Raw genomic sequence first — 16,509 nt, forward strand, 5'->3', positions numbered from 1 at the left:
CACCGTGGTGACCGGGCCCTTCGTCAGCTGCTAGTTCACGCGTTCAGCGAGCAGGGGGCGAGGCCCTCCGCGTTGAGGTTCGGCTTGGCGGCGTTGCGGCCGATCGCCGTCTCGATCCGGTTGATCGTCGCGAACCGCTTGTCCTCCAGCGGGCCGAGGATCGCGTTCTGGATGAAGTTCGCCCCACCCTGACCCTGCGTGCTCACGATCCGGGCGTTCGCCTCCTTGATCTGCGTGTTCAGCAGCTCCAGGTTGCGGGCCACCTCGGCCGCCGCCTGCGCCGGAACGGCCACGCCGATGCTCACGGCCGGGCAGTTCACGGTCGGGACGGCGCCGTTGCCGGCGTTCCCGTTGCCGGCTCCGGCGGTCGGGTTCGCGGTGGCGACAGCGGTCGGCTGCGCCGTGCCGGCCGCGCCGTTCTGGTTCAGGCCGCACGGCGAGAGGCCCTCGGCGTTCAGGTCCGGCTTCGGGGCGTTGCGGCCGATCGCCGTCTCGATCCGGTTGATCGTCGCGAACCGTTTGTCCTCCAGCGGGCCGAGAATCGCGTTCTGGACGAAGTTCGCCCCACCCTGACCCTGCGTGCTCACGATCCGGGCGTTCGCCTCCTTGATCTGCGTGTTCAGCAGCTCCAGGTTCCGCTCGACCTCGGCCTTGGCCTGCGCCGGCACCGCGACGTTGATGGTCACGGCCGGGCAGTTCACGGTCGCGACACCAGCCGCGGCGCCGTTGCCGGTGTTGCCGCCGGCGTTGTTGCCACCGGCGGCCGCGCTCGGCACCACGGTGGGCTCGGGCGCCGCGTTGCCGCCGCCGCCCGCGTTCAGCGAACAGGGCGCGAGGGCCTCCGCGTTCAGGTCAGGCTTGGCCGCGGTACGCCCGATCGCCGTCTCCATCCGGTTGATGGTGGCGAAACGCTTGTCCTTCAGCGGGCCGAGGATCGCGTTCTGGATGAAGTTCGCTCCACCCTGACCCTGCGTACTGACGATCCGGGCGTTCGCCTCCTGGATCTGGGTGTTCAGCAGCGCCAGGTTCCGCTCGATCTCCGCCTTGGCCGAAGCCGGGACGGCCGGCAGCTTGTCCGCCACGGACGCGCAGTTCACGGTCGGCACCGCGGTGTCGGCCGCAGCGGCAACACCCAGTCCGACTCCGACCATCGCCACCGCGACACCCGCCACGCCGGCCACTCGCCAGCGCCGGACATTCGATCCGCCGTTGCTCCGGTAGCGCTTCATCTCTGTGCCTTCCTGTTGCACCGCCTACTCGATCGGTCCATACGGGAACGCTCCCACGAGGGATCGAAATAAAGAGAAACTTAAGGTTCGAAGGGTCGTCCTATTAAGAAACCTGACCGTTAACGATCACCTCGAAAGCCTCTGAACAGCGGTTTCGGGTCACCTGGCGGTCAGGCCGGCGCAACCACCACGTCAGCGAAGGTCACGCCGGCGCCGGAGGTCGCCGGCGCCATGCCGAGAACCACCGCGCCACCGGTCCGCGGCGTCACCCGCACACCGCCGAGCACTGGTTCGCCGTCGAGTTCGACGCGGATCTCCGGTCCGGCGGCCCGCAACCCGACCGCGCGCCACCCGTCACCGGCACCGGCCGGCTCGACCGCCTGGAACGCCAGCGTCCGTTCGCGGCCGGCCTGTTCCTCGGCGAACTCCACCCGATCCGCGCAGAGGGTCAGCCGATAGCCCGTGTCGCCCACCGCGTACACCCAGATCGCCGCGCAGGCGCCCGGGCCGGCCAACGAGAATCGGGCTGTCACGGTGCGGCCACCCGGGCTGCGGACGCCGGGGCAGGCGAAAGCCGCCGGGGAATCCGGTCCCACCTCGAACGGGCCGTCCAGCGCACAGCGCCCGCGTGCCCCGCCACGGCTCGCCGCCTCGGAGGACCGGTCCTGGAGATCCGAGATGACGGTGCCCGAGGCGGACGGCGGCGGCGCGGGACTCTCGGCCAGGACGACGGCGGCCAGCCCGGCTCCGCACCCGATGCCGGCGAGCGCGGCCAGAACGCCGGTCCGGACCTGCCGCCCGGACCGTGGGCGCCGGTCCAGGAGATGCACCGGCGGGGTCCGCTCGGCGGCGTGCCGCGGCAGCATCATCCGTGCGGTGTGCCGGACCGCCGCCGCGGCCCGCCGGAGCTCGGGCCGCCGCAGACCGGCCCGGACCTGCGAGTGACCGGCAGCGCCGGCCCGCAACAGCCGCTCGAGCATCTCGTGCGCGGTGGGCCGGGCAGCCGGGTCGGCGTGAAGTGCCCGCTCGACGAGTTGCCGGAGCGGCTCGGGCAGCCCGTCCAGATCAGGGTCCGGCAGCGGCACACCGGCGGCGGCCGCCACCATCGCGTCCGGAGCGTACGGCGTGTGCCCGGTGGCGGCGAACGTGATGACCGCGCCCCACGCGAAGATGTCGGTCGCGGGGCCGGCCGACGGGCCGGCCGCCGGATCGAAGCGCTCCGGTCCCATGTACGCGATCGTCCCGAACACCTGCCCGGGCCCGGTGTGGTGGTCCGTGGTGCCGAGCCCTTTGGCTATCCCGAAGTCGATCACCTTCGGACTGCCCAGCTCGAACATCACGTTCGACGGCTTGAGATCGCGGTGCACCACACCCGCGTCGTGGATGGCCACGAGCGCCGTGGCCACCCCGATCGCGACGCTGTGCAGCGCGCCGCCGGACAGCGGCCCGCGTTCCTGGACGATCTCGGACAGGCTCGGCCCCTCGACGAGTTCGACGACCAGATAGGGACGTTCGTGGTCGGCGTCCGCGTCGAGCACCTCGGCGGTGCAGAAAGGCGGCACCTGGCGGGCCCGCCGCACCTCGCCACGGAAGCGCGCCCGGAACTCCGGGTCGGCGGAGAGCTCCGGCCGGACGATTTTCACGGCGACCCGCCGGCCGGACGGGCTCTGACCGAGAAAGACCGATCCCATACCGCCTTCACCGAGACGGGCGAGCAGCTGATAGGTGCCGATCCGCCGCGGATCGTCGGGGCGAAGGGGACTCGGGGTCACGGGATCCGGCACCTATCACTCAGAGTTTCTCCAGTGGGCCGGTTGCACCGTACACAGCACTTTCCACTCCGTGGACCCGTTTTGCCGGAACAATTCGGTAAACGAAGATCATAAATGGTTACGAACAATTCTCACGATCACCAAATGGTGGGATCGGCCGGAGAGCCCCGTACTCCCCGACCGATCCGGCCCATCGGCGGTCAGATCCGGCCCGCCCCCGCCCACGACGTGACGACGGCCGGGACTCGATCGGCCGGAGTGGGTGGACCGGCTCGCAGTGCCGGGGTCCAGCCCGCATCGGTGCCCAGGTCGGGCTCGTGGGTGGCGTTGTACTCGGCCAGCAGGTTCACCGGGCGGATCGGGCCGGTTCCCACGCGGGTCAGCGTGCCGATCTCGGTCATCGCCGTGCCGCCCCAGTCGTAGACGAACTCGTCCAGGGCGATGTCGGCGCTGCGCAGCAGGAAGTTGTTCTCCGCGTGGATGGCGGAGTACACCCCCACGCCCCACGAATACGAATAGTCGTCCTCGTCGGTCAGATAGTAATAGTTGTTGTAGACGTCCACCTGTCCAAAACGCACCCGCGGCACTCGCTGGCCGACGTTCGCGAACGTGTTGTGGTGGATCGTCACGCGCAGCTTGCCGACATCCGCGCCGACCGTGTTCGTCGAGCCGATCAGCATGGTCTTGTCGTGTTCCTGGAAAACGTTCCAGGAAACCGTCACATGATCCGATGCCCGGATGATGTCCAGGGCGCCGTCGTGCACCTGATACGGATGTCCGAAATAGCGCGGCTGCGCCGCGTCGGCGTTGTTGCCGTCGCTCAGGGTGTTGTGGTCGACCCAGACGTGCGTGGCGCCGGTCAGCGTCACCAGGTCGTACGCCGAGTTCCAGTTTCCGGCCGCGCCGTCGGTCGGGTCCCACAGCGGGAAACAGTCGGCGGCGTCTTCGAGGCGCAGATTGCGGACGATGACGTTGTCGACGTTCTGGATCAGCAGGTTCGCCCCGACGAGACGGGCGTTCGGCAGTCCGAGAACGGTGGTGTTGGCGCCGACCCGCAGTTGGATCCGGGCGGCCTGGTTGCGGGCGGAACGCACCCGGGCTTCCTCCAGGGGGCCGCTCGGCCGGGTGGCCGTGCCCCAGACAGCCGGGTCGTAAGCCGCCAGATAGGAATTGAGATCGTACGCCGGATCGGCGTAGTCGTCGCAGGTCAGCGCAGTGCCCGCGTCATCGGTGCCGGCGCGGATGGTCCCGGCGATCAGCACGATGCGCGGGGTGGGATCGGTGCCGCCGGCCAGGGCGGCCACCAGCTCGGCCCGGGTGCGGACGACGAAGACGTGCGCGTCGTCGGCTGCCGCGCCGCCGGTGGTCCCGCTGGTGGCAGCGGCCCATCCGTCGTTCGCGGGCAGAACCTGACGGGCAGCAGGCGGAACAGCAGCGGCGGCGGGGACGGCACCGGCGGCAGCGAGGACAACGACCGCCGAAAGAACCGAAATGAGGGAGCGCATCGCGAGGCCTACTCGACCGGTTCCAGGTGCATCCACACGAAGACCAGCGGTTCCGAACCCCGGCTGATCAGGTGATGGTCCTCCCCCGGTTCGAAGACGACAGCCTCACCGGCCTGGAATTTGTCCACCTCGTCGCCCTCGATCTCGATGCTCCCGCTGCCCTGAATGATGACGAACACCTCCGGGACGGAATGGACGTGCCGCCCCGGCTCGTCATGGGTACGGAAACCTGGCTGGGCGTAAACCCGGAATCCGCCGCGCTGCACGACATGACCGGGGAGAACACTGGTGAACTGTGGCCCGCGATGGTGATCCGCGAGCTCGGGGACAGCCATTTTGCGCATCGAACCCCTCCTATTGAATGAGTGAGACGAAAGAAGGCGGAGAAGCCCAGGGAACCGACGACGCCGACGGCAGTTCACCGGTCTCGGCGACCTCCCGGACCACCTCGTCGATCCCGGGCAGCACGCACCCACCGCCGTCCGGATGCGGCGCCAGCCACCGCGACGCGATCTCCACCGGCGGCGCGGACCCGACGATCGCCTCGGCGACGACAGTGAAGGCTTCGGTACGTTCCAGCGGCACCAGCAACGGCACCGCCGGGTCGGCACGGTGGTCGATCAGGTTCTCCAGGAGCCCGGCCCGGCCCGGCACCTCGCGGAACTCCTGCTCGCCGGGCAGGCGCAACCGGTCCGTCGGATACTCCAGAGCCGCCCCGCCGACCTGGATCTCCCCGGCCAGGAAGACCGGCGAGGCGAGCGTGACGCCCGCCGTGATCCGCCGCCCGTCCACCCCGGTGACCCGCAGGAACGTGGTGTCGTCGGTCTCGATGTCCCGGGTCCGGTACCGAGCCACCTCAGCGGTCGCCGGCCGGAATCCGGGGCCGGCCAGGACGAGCGCCTGCATCAGCGCGTGGGCGAACGGGTTGACCAGCGCGCCGTCGAACACCTGCCGGCCGCCGACGGATCGCCGGCCGGCCCACGGCGCCCGGGAGTAATAGGCGTCCGGCCGCCACCAGGCGCCGAAGACCCCGATCGGGCCGTCCGGTCCGGTGGCGGCCAAGGCGCGCAGCGCCGCCGATCCGAGCGCCTGGAACCCGATCTGCAGGAACCGCCCGCTCTCGGCGACCGCCGCCGCCAGCCGCCGGTGCTCGGCCGACGACATCACCGGCGGTTTCTCCAGCAGCAGGTCGGCGCGGGCTTCCAGACAGGACAGGGCGATCGGCAGGTGGGTGTGCGGCGGCGTACAGATGATCACCACGTCCGGGCGCACCTCGGCGAGCAGCGCCTGGTGGTCGGTGAAGAACGGAACGCCGGGCAACAGGTCCGGCACGATCGGCCGCCGATCGCAGAGCGCAGCCACCGAAACCCGTCCGGCAAGAGACAGCGTATGCAGAACCCGTTGGTGGGAAAGGCCGTGCCCACCAGCGCCGATCAGCGCGACCCGGGGAAGGCTCACTCGCCGGCCTCCCGGACGGTCGCCGCAGCGCCGTGCCGGTCCAGCGACGTGTACCAGCGGATCAGCGCACGCCGCAGCACGTCGTCGCCGGCGAGCGACGGAGGGAACAACCCCAGAAGTGCACCCACCACGCCGTCCGGGGTGTCCGGTGCGGCGGCCAGCACCTCCCGGATCCGGCCGGCCAGCGGGTCGTCCAGTGGCAAGGTCGCGCCGCTGTCGGCGTACCCACGCGCGAAGCGCATCCACGCGGCCAGGAACAGCGCCGCCCAGGGTGAGTGGGCACCAAGATCGCGTAGGTCGGTGATGGTGCCGAGCAGGCGGTGCGGCAGCTTCTGGGTGCCGTCCATGGCGACCTGGAGGTTGCGATGCCCGAGTTCGCGGTTGGCGAAGCGGACCAGGACGGTCTCGCCGTAATCGGAAACGGTCACGCCGGGCGGCGGGGTGACGGTGAGCGCGACCTCGTCAGCGAGGAAGCGCCGCAACAGCCCGATCATGCCCGGCAACTCCAGGGAGTCGGCGATCAGGGGGAGACCGGCGAGCGCTCCGAGGTACGCGAGAGCCGAGTGCACGGCGTTGAGAGCACGCAGTTTCAGCGTCTCCCACGGTGTGACGTCATCGGTGAGTATCGCTCCAGCCGCCGCCCAGTCGGGCCGCCCACCAGGGAATCGATCCTCGATGACCCACTGGGTGAAGGGTTCCGCGACGACCGGGACGGCGTCGTCGGCGCCGAGCGCGAGCGCCGCACGCCGGCGATGATCGGCGCTGGTCGCGGGCACGATCCGGTCGACCATGGTGGCCGGGAACGCGACGTCGTCCGGCAACTCGGCGCCGGCCACCGCGAGCGCCCGGGTGACCATGTCCCGGATGCGGGGGCCGTTGTTCTGCAGGTTGTCGCAGCAGAGCACGGTGAGCGGACCGGCGCCGGCGGCCCGGCGGGCGAGCAGTCCCCGGGCCAGCAGGGCGGGCACCGAGACCGGCGGCGCGTCCCCGGTGAGCTGTGCCCGGAAGTGGTCGTCGTCGAGGATCCGGTACGCCTTCTCGGTCACGGTCAGCGACACGATCCGGATGCCGGGGTCGGCAATCGCCGAGACGACGCCGTACGGATCGCCGGCGGCGTGGCCGAGCCCGGCGAGGATGCCGATCGCCCGCGCCTCGTCGGCCGGGCCGCCCGCGGTGAGCACGCTGTAGAGCCGGTCCTGCTCCCGCAGCAGGTCGAGGATCTCCCGGGACCGGGGCGCGACGCCGACGATCCCCCAGTTCCCGCCGGACGCGGCGACCGCCGCCTCGGTGTAGACGGCCTGGTGTGCCCGATGGAACGCGCCGAGTCCGAGATGGACGATGCCGGGGCGGACCTCGCCGGGGCGTACCGAAGGGCGGTTCGCGATCGGCAGGGTGCCGAGGGCGGAGAGGCCGAGCCGGGTGGTCACCGTCATGCCGGCTCGTCCAGGCGGAAAACCTTCTTGGGCAGGTGATAGGCCAGATCCGCGATCGTCTCGGCCGCCTCGTCCAGCGGCAACCGGCCCTCCGCCACGAGGCGTGCCAGGAATCCGGCGTCGATCCGGCGGGCCACGTCGTGCCGCGCCGGGATCGAGCAGAACGCGCGGGTGTCGTCGGCGAACCCGGCCGTGTTGTAGAAACCGGCCGTCTCGGTGACCGCCTCGCGGAACCGGCGCAGACCCTCGGGGCTGTCCAGGAACCACCAGGGCGCGCCGAGATAGAGCGCCGGGTATCCACCGGCGAGCGGCGCGAGCTCCCGGGTGAACGTGGTCTCGTCGAGCGTGTAGAGCACGATCCGCAGCCGGGGGTCGTCACCGTACGCGTCGAGCAGTGGCCGCAGACCGCGCACGTACTCGGTGGCCGACGGGATGTCGCCGCCCACGTCCCGGCCGTGCCGGCGGTGCAGGGACAGCGAGTGGTTGCGCACCGAACCCGGATGCAGCTGCATGACCAGGCCGTCGTCCAGGGACATCCGGGCGAACTCGACGAGCATGTGCGCGCGGAAGGTCTCGGCGTCCCGGGCGTCGGCGCCGCCACCGAGGGCCTTGCGGTACAGGACCGCTGCCTCACCGTCGTCGAGCACCACCGTGGCGGCGGTGGGGTGGCCGTGGTCGGAGCTGGTGGCGCCGGCGGCGATGAAGCGTTCCCGGCGGGAACGCAGGGCGGCGAGGAATCCGGAGTAGGTGCCCACGTCGGTTCCGGTCAGTTCGCCGAGGGCGGCGACCCGGTTCTGCCAGCCGGCCCATTCCGGGTCGACGAGGTCGTCGGGGCGGAACGTGGTGATGACCCGGGTTCCCCAGCCGTCGGCGGCGAGTTTGGCGTGTGAGGTGAGTTCGTCGAGCGGGCTTTCGGTGGTGGCGAGGACCTCGATGTTGAACCGGGTGAACAGTGCCCGGGGACGGAAGTCAGCCTGAGTCAGCTTATCCGAAATTTCGTCATAAATGCTGTCAGCGGTCGCAGCGCTGAAGGGCTGATAAATCCCGAAAACTTCGGCGAAGACTTTCTCCGTCCACAGTCGGGACGGCGTCCCCCGGAACAACTTCCAGTTCTCCGCCAGCAACCGCCAGATCGCCCGACCGTCGGTCTCCACCTCGGAACCGTCGACACTCGGAACCCCGAGCCGGCTCTGCGGGATCCCCTGGCTGGCGAGCATCCGGGTCACATAGTGATCGGGCACCACGAACAACCGGGCCGGATCAGGAAACGGGGTGTCGTCGGCGAGCAGGGCCGGGTCGACATGGCCGTGCGGGCTGATCAAGGGCAGATCTTTGGCGAGTGCGTACAGCTCACCGGCGATCTGTCGCTGCGTCGGGTCGGAGGGAAAGAGATGGGTCACCTGATCTCCTCAAGATCCAGGACGTCCTTCACGCGTACCGCTGTGCCGGTCCGCAGCGACTCGTTGGCGGCGAGTCCGGTGAGCAGGGCGCGGGCGCCGTCCTTCTCGGTGGCGCCCCGGCCGAGCGGATCCTTCGCACCCTCCGGGGCGAGAAGGTCAGCAAGCATCCGTACGTCGGCACCGCCGTGACCGCCCCGGGAGTACCCCTCGACGGTCACCTCCCGCGGCGGCGCCCAGTACGGACGGACCAGCAGACGCGCTGATCCCCGCTCCGCCGTGGCGGCCGCACCCGGCTCGCCTTTGACCGCGCCGGCCGCCGAAGGCGCGACGTGATCACTCTCCACCACCTCGAGCTCGAGGCGCCCCTTGCTGCCGTTGACCATGAGCCGGTACCCCTCCCACGGCGCGTACGCCGTCAGGTGGTAGCTCATCGACGCGCCACCGGAGTATCGGACCAGCACCGCCATATCGTCCTCGATGGATACGCCCGGTGCGAAGACGTTCTGGTCACGGAGGTATCCGTCGTGGTGTTCGGCGTCGAGGTAGAGCTCCTTGAGCGCGGGCTCGTCCTTCAGCGAGAGAGCGAACGGATCACCGGCCGCGCCCGGCGCCTCATGAGCCCGCTCGTAGTCACGCGCATACCCGTGCTTGCGGCCCGCGTCGCCGTAGAAGAACAACCTCCCGGCCGCGAACACCTCCGACGGCGCGTCGTCGAGCCACCAGTTGACCAGGTCGAAGTGGTGGCTGGCCTTGTGCACGAGCAGGCCGCCGGAGTTCGCCTTGTCGCGGTGCCAGCGCCGGAAGTAGTCGGCGCCGTGGCGTACGTCCAGCAGCCACTCGAAGTGCACCGAGCCGATCTCGCCGATCTCACCGCTCGCGAGGATCCGTTTGACGGCCTCGTGCAAGGGGTTGTAGCGATAGTTGAACGTGACTCTGACCGTTCTGCCGGATCGGGCCCGCGCGTCAAGAATCCGCCGGCACCCGGCCGCATCCACCGTCATCGGCTTCTCGGTGATCGCGTCACACCCGGCTTCCAGCGCCGCCACGATGTAGTCGTCGTGATATCGGTCCACCGTCGTGACCAGGGCGACATCAACCCGCTCCCGCTTGAGCATCTCGGCGAAATCGGCCGCGTCGTAGGCCGGCACCGGTGAAGCGCCGAGGCCCCGCAGACGGGCGTTGTGGACCGCGATCCGGGCCGGATTGGTGTCGGCCAGGGCAACCAGCTCGGCCACGTCCGCGTGGTCGGTGGTGAGTGCCCTGACGAAGAGTCCGGCCCGGGCGCCGGCGCCGACGAGGGCGTACCGGCGGCGGGGTGCGTGCGTCATTCCGTGGCCTCCGTCGAAGCGAAGTCGAACCCAAGAGGAGCGGCAAACGTTTGCAACAGATTAGGGAAGAGACCACGACATAAGTCAATGTCTTGGAAAAATCGTCCGCTTTTATGGCGTTTCTCTAACGCTGCGGAAACAAGATCGACATCGACAGGGGTTGACACGTCCGCAACCGTTTGCATCAATTGCTGTCACTGAGAGACCGGGGTCACATCGACGCCGGGCTCTCACAGGGAAAACCGAGGAGGGCATCGTGGCCGTGACGATCCGGGACGTAGCACGAGCGTCCGGAGTGCACATCTCCACGGTGTCGCGCACCTTCTCCGCGCCGCATCTGGTCAACCCCGAGACCCGCTCCCGGGTGCTGGCCACCGCGGAGCAGCTCGGTTACCGCCCCAACCGGGCGGCCCGGGCGCTGATCACCGGACGTACCCACAACATCGGCCTGATCGTGGCCGATATAGCCAACCCGTTCTTCCCGCCGCTGATCAAGGCGGCCGAGACACATGCCCGGCGGCGCGACTACCACGTGTTCGTCGCCGACACCGATGAAGACCCGATCGTCGAGGCCGACCTGGTCCAGGCCCTGGCGAAACAGGTCGACGGGATCCTGCTCTGCAGCCCCCGGATGAGCGACGACCAGATCGAGCAGCTCCGGCGCGAGGTGCCGCTGGTCGTCATCAACCGCATGATCACCGGCTTGCCCGCGGTGGTCATGGATGTCGGTCAGGGCGCCCGGTCCGCCGTGCGCCACCTGCTCGACCTGGGGCATCGCCACCTGGTCTACCTGTCCGGGCCGCGTGGCTCCTGGACCAACCAGAAAATCCGCCAAGCGGCCGGGGCCACCGCCCGGGCGGCCGGCGCGGAGCTCACCGTCCTCGGCCCGCACCAGCCGGTCACCGCAGCCGGCGCCGCGGCCGCCGAGGCCGTGCTCGCCACCGGCGCCACCGCCGTGCTCGCCTACAACGACCTGATGGCGATCGGCCTGCTCCAGGCACTGCAGGACCGTGACATCGCGGTGCCCGGTCAGGTCAGCGTCGTCGGCATCGACGACATCGCGGCAAGCGAACTGGTCCGTCCCCAGCTCACCACGGTGGCGAACCCGACCGCGGCCGCCGGACGGGCCGCCGTCGACATGCTGCTCCAGCAGGGCGACGACGGCTCCACCGGACAGATCAATCTGCACACCGACCTGATCATCCGCAACTCCACCGGCCCGGGACCCTTCCTGCCTGCCGGTGCGACCACCGCTGAGGTCGCCGCATACGTCAAGGAGTGACGACAAGCCATGACCGCGACACACCCGCCCCGACGTGTTCTCCTGCGCACCCTGGTAGCCGGCATGCTCGCCCTTCCCCTGGTCCTCGGCGCCTGCGGCGGCGACGACTCGGGCGACGACGGCAAGACCGAGCTGAGCTTCTTCTGGTGGGGAGGCGAGGCCCGGGCCGAACTCACCGAGAAGGCGCTCGCTCTCTACACCGCCAAGCACCCGGACGTCACGTTCAAGAAGACGTGGCAGGCCAACCAGGGTTACTTCGACAAGCTGGCCACGCTCACGGCCGGCGACGACGCCCCGGACATCTTCCAGATCGACGACAACTTCCTCGCCGAGTACGCGACCCGCAACGTCACGCTCGACCTCACCTCGTACCAGACGTCCGGCAAGCTGGACACCTCGAAGTTCCCCGAGGGCCTGTGGAAGTACGGCGTCGTCGACGGCAAGCTCGCGGGTGTCGCGTTCGGCGAGAACACCCAGGGCCTGGTCTTCAACAAGTCCAAATTGGAGGCTGCCAAGCAGCCACTACCGGAGACCGGGATGAGCTGGGAGGACTTCATCGCCTGGGCCGGCAAGGCGGGCGCCGCCACCAAGCTTGCCGGCACGATGGACCCGAGCGCCGACTACAAGGCGTTCTGGGTGTGGCTGCGCCAGCAGGGCAAGGAGATGTACAACGGCAACCAGCTCGGCTTCACCCAGGCCGACGTGCAGGCGTGGTTCGAGCTGTGGAAGGGCGCCCGCGACGCGAAGGCCACCCCGACCGCCGACGTGATCCACGAGGGCAACGCCACCGACATCACCAAACAGCTCGTGGTGACCAACAAGGCGCTCACCTCGTGGGTGTGGGCCAACCAGATGCCCGAACTGCAGAAGAACACCCAGGACGAGCTCGGTCTGGTCGCGTACCCGGGTGATGCCAGCAAGCAGTGGCCGCGCGCCTCGATGTACTTCTCGGTCTTCCGGGGCAGCGAGCACTCCGATGTCGCGGTCGACGTGATCAACTTCCTGGCGAACGACCCGGAGGCCGGCAAGCTGCTCGGCACCGACCGGGGCCTGCCGTCGAACACCGAGATCCGCGCCGCGGTCGCCGCCTCCACCGACAACGCGTCGATGAAGCAGACCATCGCGACCATCGACGAGCTGGCCAAGAACTACGGCCCGTCGCCGTCCGTGCCGCCGCGAGGCCACAGCACGGTCCGCAACGAGCTGATCAAGGCGGCCGAGGAGGCCCAGTACGGTCGTGCCACCCCCGCCAAGGCCGCCGAGCAGTTCTTCGCCGCCAGCCAGGCGGCAGTCAGCCGGTGAGTCCCGTGGCAGTAACCCAGGCGCCGCCGTCGCCAGCGCCGCCGCCCGCCGGTCCCGCCGCCACCCTGCGGCGGGGCCGGCCCGCCCGGCGCAAGACCGACGGCGCGGCCGGATACGTCTTCCTCTCCCCGTGGCTGCTCGGCTTCGCCGCCATCACAGCGATCCCGATGCTCATGTCGCTCTACCTCAGCTTCACCAACTACGACGTGCTCAGCGACTGGTCGTCGACCGAGTGGGTCGGGCTGGACAACTACCGCCAGATGATGACCGAGGACCCCTCGTTCTGGCACGCGGTACGCGTAACCATCACGTTCGCCCTGGTGGCAACCCCGCTCAAGCTGGCCGCGGCACTAGGCGTTGCCCTGCTGCTGAACCGCACGTTCCGCGCCGGCGGCCTGTTCCGGGGCCTGTTCTACCTGCCGTCGCTGCTCGGCGGCAGCGTCGCGGTCGCCATCGTCTGGGTCAGCATGTTCAACCAGGACGGCGCGTTCAACTCGTTCCTCGGCTGGTTCGGGATCACCGGCAAGGCCTGGGTCAACGACCCGGACTACGCGCTCGGCACGCTGATCCTGCTGGCCGTCTGGCAGTTCGGCGCCCCGATGGTGATCTTCCTGGCCGGCCTGAAGCAGGTGCCGACCGAACTCTACGAGGCGGCGTCGGTGGACGGCGCCGGTCCGGTGCGGCAGTTCTTCAACGTCACCCTGCCGATCCTGTCGCCGGTCATCTTCTTCAACCTGGTCCTCGAAACGATCAACGGGTTCCAGGGCTTCACCTCGGCGTTCGTTCTCTCCGGCGGCACCGGCGGCCCGGTCGACTCGACGCTGATGTACACGCTGCACCTCTACAACAAGGGCTTCACCGAGTACCAGATGGGCTACGCGTCAGCGATGGCCTGGGTCTTCCTGCTCTCGATCGGCCTGGTAACCGCGCTCATCTTCCGCACCGGCAAATTCTGGGTGCACTACTCGGACGGGGAGGACTGATGACCCTCAAAGCACGGCCCTTCGTTCTCGTCCTGCTCACCGCGATCGTGCTCTACCCGCTCGTCTGGATGCTCGGCAGCGCGTTCAAGTCGCCGCAGGAGGTGCTGAACAACATGTCGGCGTGGCCGCGGGAGTTCACCCCGGGCAACTTCACCGACGGGTGGAACCACTTCGACGTGGCGTTCGGCCGGTTCTTCCTGAACAGCGCCATGGTCGCGGGACTCACCGTGGTCGCGAACTGCATCTCGTGCCTGCTCGCCGCGTACGCGTTCGCCCGCCTGCGGTTCCGGCTGCGCGGCTTCTGGTTCGCCATCATGATCGGCACGCTGCTGCTGCCCGGCCACGTCCTGATCGTCCCGCAGTTCGTCATGTTCAAGACGTTCGGCTGGGTCGGCGGCGACTGGCCGTACGCACCGCTGATCGTCCCGCAACTGCTCGCCACCGAGGCGTTCTTCGTCTTCCTCATGGTCCAGTTCATGCGAGGCGTACCCAGGGAACTCGACGACGCCGCCAAGATCGACGGCTGCACGGCGTACGGCGTCTTCCGGCACGTGATCCTGCCGCTGTCCCGCCCGGCGCTGGTCTCCACCGCGATCTTCTCGTTCATCTGGACCTGGAACGACTTCTTCCGGCAGCTCGTGTACCTCTCCGACCTGGAGAAATACACCGCCCCGGTAGCGCTGACCCTCTTCATCGACTCCACCGGCCAGTCCGCCGTCGGCCCGATGTTCGCGATGTCCGTGCTCTCCCTGGCCCCGGTCTTCCTGTTCTTCGTGGCCTTCCAGCGGATGCTCGTCGAGGGCATCAACACGACAGGCCTCAAGGGATGAGAACCGCCGAGGAAGAACAGGCGCCGGCACGCCCGGACTGGCGTGATCGTTTCACCCTCGGCACCGACATTGCACTGATCGGAATCATCACCACCGTCTTCGCGCTGCCGGTCCTCCCGGCGCCGGCAGCGCTGGCGGCAGGTTCCGCAGCCGTCCATCACCGCTACCGCCAGAACACCCTGCCCCCGATCCGCCCGTTGCTGCGGCAGTTCCGCGAGAGCCTGCTCCGAGGCCTCCCGGTCCTGCTCATGGCCCTGTTCCTGCTGCTGGACCTGACCGCGGTATCCCGAGGCTGGGTACCCGGCGGCCCCCTCCTCCTCGCCGCCACCGCAGTGGCAACAGCATGGCTGGGCGGCATGGCAGGCCTATCCCTGGCATTCCTGGGCCGTGATCCAAACCAGTCATGGCGTACCGCAGCCAGCCGGTCCTGGACGCACCCCCGCGCAACCGGCGCCATCGCGGTGACCGCCGCAATAGCCCTGTTCCTGGCTCTCTCGGTCCCGGCGACGATCCCCCTGATCATCGGCTTCCAGCTCTTCGCCGCCCACATGATCAGCGATCGCCTGACCTGAGCCGGCCGCCGCGCGAGACCGTTCCATCCCGGCCCCGCGCGGCGGCCCCCCTCATCCCCACCCTCTCCCTCACCCCAGCGAGCCGTAGCCCAGAGAGGTCATCGGCACGGATGACCTCCGTGAGCCACGGCTCGCCCAGCCCGCGGATCTAGCGGCGCAGGGAGATGTCGGTCCAGGTCAGGCGGTGGTCGGAGGTGGGGTAGCCGCCCACCGCTGACCACGCCGGGCTGTAGACGCCGGTCAGGCGGGACAGCGGGTCCGCCTGGACCGGCCAGAAGACGCCGGTTCCGGTGACCTTGAGGCCGCGGCGCGGGAGGACGTAGTCGGCGCGCAGGTTGCCCGGGGCGGTGTCCGCGAAGTCGGCCGTGTCGTTACCGGGGTCGCCCTCGTGCGTGGTGTTCGCGCCGCCCTGCAGCACCGACGCCTCAGCCGCGCCGGCTGACGACGGCGCGCGCCGGGAGTTGATCAGCGGGTGGTCGACGAGCTGGTGGATCGCGTCGTCGTAGGAGTCACCGTCGAAGGGATCCGCGTTCTGGTCACCGGCGATCACGAAGGCCGCGCCCGGCTTGAGGCCGCCACGGTGGCCCTTGTCGTCGTAGATGTACCGGGCACTACGCACGTAGTCCGCCCAGAAGCGGATCTCGTCGTGGTTGCGCCGGCCGTTACGGTCCTCCGGGCCGTCGAACGTCGGCGGCGTCGGGTGCGAGACCAGGAAGTGCACGGTCCTGCCGTTCGCCCGGATCGGCACGTCCCAGTGGCTCTTCGAGGAGAGCCGCAGAACCGCCTGCTCCTCCGGCGAGTAGAAGTCCGCCGGGATCAGGTTGCCCGGCATGTCCTTCCACTTGAACAGCTGGAAGGTCCGGACGTCGCGCGTCGAGATCGGGTACTTCGAATACACGACCATCCCGTACTGGCCGGGGAAGACGCCGTATCCGAACGAGTCGTCGCCGTACGATCCGTCGCCGGGCGTGGTGTCGGCGACGCCGTTGTTGTTCAGGTCGAAGCCCGACGGGATGCCGGTGTTCGACGGGGCGACATATCGGTATTTGTAGGTGATGGCCGGCGCGCCGTTCTGCGACACCTGGAGGAAGTTCGCGGCGAACAGGCGCGCCGCCTCGGGGTCGTAGTCGAACTCGTTGATCAGCACGACGTCGGGCGCGGCCCGCTGGATCACCTCGGCCACGTTGCGCGCCTGCCGGCGGTAGACGTCGTCGACGGCTGGATTCGCCAGGTGTTCGCGGAGCAGCCCCTCGGCGGGCCTGTTCAGCGAGAGGTTGTAGGTCGCGAACCGGATATCGTCGTGCCGGCCGCCGGCCTGGGCCGGGGTAGCCGCGAACGCTGTCGCGGCGATGACCGCGGCCGTCAGAAGTCTTCTCATCGCACCATCCGATCGCTGGAGTGTTAACCCTCCATAC

At 69.3% G+C, this 16,509-nt stretch carries 14 protein-coding genes; 5 read left to right on the forward strand and 9 right to left on the reverse strand.

Annotated elements, in window-relative coordinates:
* Positions 1-35: 35 nt before the first annotated feature.
* The 8 genes from ACQP2E_RS25450 to ACQP2E_RS25485 all read right to left on the reverse strand — a co-directional run bounded on the left by ACQP2E_RS25450 (position 36) and on the right by ACQP2E_RS25485 (position 10,125).
* Positions 36-1,229, reverse strand: a complete 1,194-nt coding sequence (locus tag ACQP2E_RS25450) for a hypothetical protein (RefSeq protein WP_433825450.1) — start codon at positions 1,227-1,229, stop codon at positions 36-38.
* Between the two features lie 170 nt (positions 1,230-1,399).
* Positions 1,400-3,001, reverse strand: coding sequence for a serine/threonine-protein kinase (locus ACQP2E_RS25455; protein ID WP_433825451.1), 1,602 nt, complete (start codon positions 2,999-3,001; stop codon positions 1,400-1,402).
* Between the two features lie 200 nt (positions 3,002-3,201).
* Positions 3,202-4,506, reverse strand: a complete 1,305-nt coding sequence (locus tag ACQP2E_RS25460; RefSeq protein ID WP_433825452.1) for a pectate lyase family protein — start codon at positions 4,504-4,506, stop codon at positions 3,202-3,204.
* Positions 4,507-4,514: 8 nt separating this feature from the next.
* On the reverse strand, positions 4,515-4,841 hold the full coding sequence (locus ACQP2E_RS25465) for a cupin domain-containing protein (RefSeq protein WP_433825453.1): 327 nt from the start codon (positions 4,839-4,841) through the stop codon (positions 4,515-4,517).
* Between the two features lie 19 nt (positions 4,842-4,860).
* The gene (locus ACQP2E_RS25470) at positions 4,861-5,964 is read right to left on the reverse strand and encodes a Gfo/Idh/MocA family protein (RefSeq protein ID WP_433825454.1); all 1,104 of its coding nucleotides are present in this window, start codon (positions 5,962-5,964) and stop codon (positions 4,861-4,863) included.
* Positions 5,961-7,397: a mannitol dehydrogenase family protein gene (locus ACQP2E_RS25475; protein ID WP_433825455.1), complete on the reverse strand. Its 1,437-nt coding sequence runs from the start codon at positions 7,395-7,397 to the stop codon at positions 5,961-5,963. The genes ACQP2E_RS25470 and ACQP2E_RS25475 overlap by 4 nt, the downstream gene beginning before the upstream one ends.
* The gene (uxaC, locus tag ACQP2E_RS25480) at positions 7,394-8,797 is read right to left on the reverse strand and encodes a glucuronate isomerase (RefSeq protein WP_433825456.1); all 1,404 of its coding nucleotides are present in this window, start codon (positions 8,795-8,797) and stop codon (positions 7,394-7,396) included. Before uxaC ends, ACQP2E_RS25475 begins: the two co-directional genes overlap by 4 nt.
* The gene (locus ACQP2E_RS25485) at positions 8,794-10,125 is read right to left on the reverse strand and encodes a Gfo/Idh/MocA family protein (protein WP_433825457.1); all 1,332 of its coding nucleotides are present in this window, start codon (positions 10,123-10,125) and stop codon (positions 8,794-8,796) included. Before ACQP2E_RS25485 ends, uxaC begins: the two co-directional genes overlap by 4 nt.
* Before the next feature lie 256 nt (positions 10,126-10,381).
* Here ACQP2E_RS25485 and ACQP2E_RS25490 point away from each other — a divergent pair, with 256 nt between their 5' ends.
* From ACQP2E_RS25490 to ACQP2E_RS25510, 5 genes are read left to right on the forward strand one after another with little or no spacing between them, the layout of a single operon-like run.
* Positions 10,382-11,407, forward strand: coding sequence for a LacI family DNA-binding transcriptional regulator (locus ACQP2E_RS25490; protein ID WP_433825458.1), 1,026 nt, complete (start codon positions 10,382-10,384; stop codon positions 11,405-11,407).
* A gap of 9 nt (positions 11,408-11,416) precedes the next feature.
* Positions 11,417-12,709, forward strand: a complete 1,293-nt coding sequence (locus tag ACQP2E_RS25495; RefSeq protein ID WP_433825459.1) for an ABC transporter substrate-binding protein — start codon at positions 11,417-11,419, stop codon at positions 12,707-12,709.
* Positions 12,710-12,714: 5 nt separating this feature from the next.
* The gene (locus ACQP2E_RS25500; protein ID WP_433825460.1) at positions 12,715-13,692 is read left to right on the forward strand and encodes a carbohydrate ABC transporter permease; all 978 of its coding nucleotides are present in this window, start codon (positions 12,715-12,717) and stop codon (positions 13,690-13,692) included.
* Entirely contained in the window at positions 13,692-14,522 is an 831-nt protein-coding gene (locus ACQP2E_RS25505) for a carbohydrate ABC transporter permease (protein WP_433825461.1), read from the forward strand. Before ACQP2E_RS25500 ends, ACQP2E_RS25505 begins: the two co-directional genes overlap by 1 nt.
* A complete protein-coding gene (locus ACQP2E_RS25510) occupies positions 14,519-15,094 on the forward strand; it encodes a hypothetical protein (protein ID WP_433825462.1) in 576 nt (191 codons plus the stop codon). The genes ACQP2E_RS25505 and ACQP2E_RS25510 overlap by 4 nt, the downstream gene beginning before the upstream one ends.
* A 148-nt stretch (positions 15,095-15,242) precedes the next feature.
* On the opposite strand, the gene ACQP2E_RS25515 is transcribed toward ACQP2E_RS25510, so the two are convergent.
* Positions 15,243-16,472 (reverse strand): endonuclease/exonuclease/phosphatase family protein, encoded by a 1,230-nt coding sequence (locus tag ACQP2E_RS25515; RefSeq protein ID WP_433825463.1) that lies wholly within the window; start codon positions 16,470-16,472, stop codon positions 15,243-15,245.
* Positions 16,473-16,509 lie beyond the last annotated feature (37 nt).

Source organism: Actinoplanes sp. CA-015351 (genome assembly GCF_050955685.1).
Classification (GTDB): domain Bacteria; phylum Actinomycetota; class Actinomycetes; order Mycobacteriales; family Micromonosporaceae; genus Actinoplanes.

What these genes read in the sequence shown, in the direction of transcription:
- ACQP2E_RS25495 (WP_433825459.1), top strand. Translation starts at nt 11,417, where the DNA reads ATGACCGCGACACACCCGCCCCGACGTGTTCTCCTGCGCACCCTGGTA.
- ACQP2E_RS25460 (WP_433825452.1), bottom strand. Translation starts at nt 4,506, where the DNA reads ATGCGCTCCCTCATTTCGGTTCTTTCGGCGGTCGTTGTCCTCGCTGCC.
- ACQP2E_RS25450 (WP_433825450.1), bottom strand. Translation starts at nt 1,229, where the DNA reads ATGAAGCGCTACCGGAGCAACGGCGGATCGAATGTCCGGCGCTGGCGA.
- ACQP2E_RS25465 (WP_433825453.1), bottom strand. Translation starts at nt 4,841, where the DNA reads ATGGCTGTCCCCGAGCTCGCGGATCACCATCGCGGGCCACAGTTCACC.
- ACQP2E_RS25475 (WP_433825455.1), bottom strand. Translation starts at nt 7,397, where the DNA reads ATGACGGTGACCACCCGGCTCGGCCTCTCCGCCCTCGGCACCCTGCCG.
- ACQP2E_RS25505 (WP_433825461.1), top strand. Translation starts at nt 13,692, where the DNA reads ATGACCCTCAAAGCACGGCCCTTCGTTCTCGTCCTGCTCACCGCGATC.
- ACQP2E_RS25485 (WP_433825457.1), bottom strand. Translation starts at nt 10,125, where the DNA reads ATGACGCACGCACCCCGCCGCCGGTACGCCCTCGTCGGCGCCGGCGCC.
- ACQP2E_RS25510 (WP_433825462.1), top strand. Translation starts at nt 14,519, where the DNA reads ATGAGAACCGCCGAGGAAGAACAGGCGCCGGCACGCCCGGACTGGCGT.
- ACQP2E_RS25515 (WP_433825463.1), bottom strand. Translation starts at nt 16,472, where the DNA reads ATGAGAAGACTTCTGACGGCCGCGGTCATCGCCGCGACAGCGTTCGCG.